The sequence below is a fragment of the Streptomyces sp. NPDC059994 genome (assembly GCF_042737755.1).
Classification (GTDB): domain Bacteria; phylum Actinomycetota; class Actinomycetes; order Streptomycetales; family Streptomycetaceae; genus Streptomyces.
On the sequence record NZ_JBHWUR010000224.1, the window covers coordinates 1 to 1,856 of the forward strand.

At 68.8% G+C, this 1,856-nt stretch carries 2 protein-coding genes; both read right to left on the reverse strand.

Features of this window, described 5'->3' with window-relative positions:
- The coding region (locus ACFWA7_RS39970) for a substrate-binding domain-containing protein (RefSeq protein WP_385539274.1) at positions 1-380 on the reverse strand (380 nt) is incomplete at its 3' end.
- Positions 381-500: 120 nt separating this feature from the next.
- Positions 501-1,700 (reverse strand): ROK family protein, encoded by a 1,200-nt coding sequence (locus ACFWA7_RS39975; protein ID WP_385539276.1) that lies wholly within the window; start codon positions 1,698-1,700, stop codon positions 501-503.
- Between the last annotated feature and the right edge of the window lie 156 nt (positions 1,701-1,856).

The following is a 1,856-nucleotide window of genomic DNA, read 5'->3' on the forward strand; positions in this document are numbered from 1 at the left end:
TTGGCCTTCTTGATCGCGCCCGCGATCGCCTTCGAGTCCACCGCGTCCACGATCAGCGCGTCGACCTTGTTGGTGATCATCGTGTCGACCTGCTGCGTCTGCGTCGTCGCGTCCTGCTTGGCGTTCGCGTAGACGATCTTGCCCTTGCCGTTGGTCAGCTCGCTGACCTTCTTCTCGATGAGCGGCTTGTCGAACTTCTCGTAACGCGCGGTCTGGTTCTCCGGCAGGAGCAGACCGATCTTGATCGCGTCGCCCTTCTTGGAGCCGGTCGACTCCTTGGTCTTGTCGCCCGACTCCTTGGCGCTTCCACAGGCGGCGAGAGAGACAGCCATTGCGGTGGCGGCCACGGCCACGGCGGCACGACGCATACGCGTGTTCATTCTGGAACCTCCCTGACGAGGCCGCGACGTTGCGGCCGAGGTGGCTGGAAGTCAACTCGGCTGGGGGGCCACCGTCAAGGAGTAAATCCTTAACGAGATGACAACGGTGCCATCCGTTATCTAAGTGAAGGCAGGAGCCCCGGCGGGGAGAGCACTTTCCAACAGGGTCGAATCGCCCATTTCACTCAGTACCAGAGCCAGCGCGCCGAGCACTTCGGCGCGGCCGCCCAGGGCACCCGGAAGGACCGAAAGCTGGCGCGCCGCACTGGGGATGGCGTACCGCGACACGGAGTCCCTGATGGGCCCCAGGACCAGCTCCCCGGCCTCCGCCAGATCGCCGCCGAGCACCACCCGGCTGGGGTTGAGCAGATTGCAGAGGTTGGCGACACCGCTGCCGATGTGGCGGCCCACGTCCGCGATGACCCGGCGGCACCCCGGGTCGCCCTCGCGGGCCAGCTGGACCACCCGTTCCATGGTCAGATCGGCCCCGTGGCTGGACTGGAGCAGCGGCAGCACGTACCGGGCGGCCGTGAAGGTCTCCAGGCAGCCCCGGTTGCCGCAGCGGCACACCGGGCCCGACTCGTCCAGGGTGATGTGCCCGATCTCGCCGGCCGTGCCGCCCGGGCCGCGGTAGATCTGCCCGTCGATCACCAGACCGGCGCCGACACCGCTCGCCACCTTGATGTACGCCAGGTCCTTGACCCCGCGCCCGCTGCCCCACACCAGCTCGCCCAGCGCGCCCAGGTTGGCGTCGTTGTCGACGTACACCGGCACGCCCAGGCGCCCGGAGAGCTCCTCGCGGGGGTTGATGCCGGTCCAGCCCGGCAGGATGGCCGTGGAGCCCAGCGTTCCGGACTCCATGTCGATGGGTCCCGGCACGCCCAGGCCCACCCCGATGACCTTGCCCGGGCCGATGCCGGTGGCCGCGATCAGCCGTGTGACCAGCTGTTCCGCCCGGCCGAAGCCCTGCGCGGAGGAGGCGTCGACGTCGAGCGGCTCGGCCTCCTCGGCGAGCACCTGGTGGGCCAGGTTGCCGACCGCGACGCGCAGATGGGTGTGGCCGAAGTCGACGCCGATGACGATGCCCGCGGAGCCGCTGAGCGAGACGCTGCGGGCCCGGCGGCCGCCCGCCGAGGTGGGCGTGACCTCGACGGTTCCGGCGTCCTTCAGTTCACGAACGATATTGGAGACCGTGGCTGCGGAGAGCCCCGTGGTCCTGGCGATCTCGGCCTGGGTGAGCGAGCCCGCCATGCGCACCGCGCGTACGACCCGCTCCAGATTGGCCCGGTGCAATGACGTCTGCGACCCCGGAGTCTCCATCGACTCATCCACTCCTGCCGTAGGCAGGCGGCACGACGGCCGCCCCCGCACGAGGCCGCAGCTCTGAGGCCCCGCCCTATCTCCAACATGTGAACTCTAAGCTGAGCCTTTCGGGTTGTCTCCCGTCAAGACCTGAGCAGTGGGACATAGCACGGG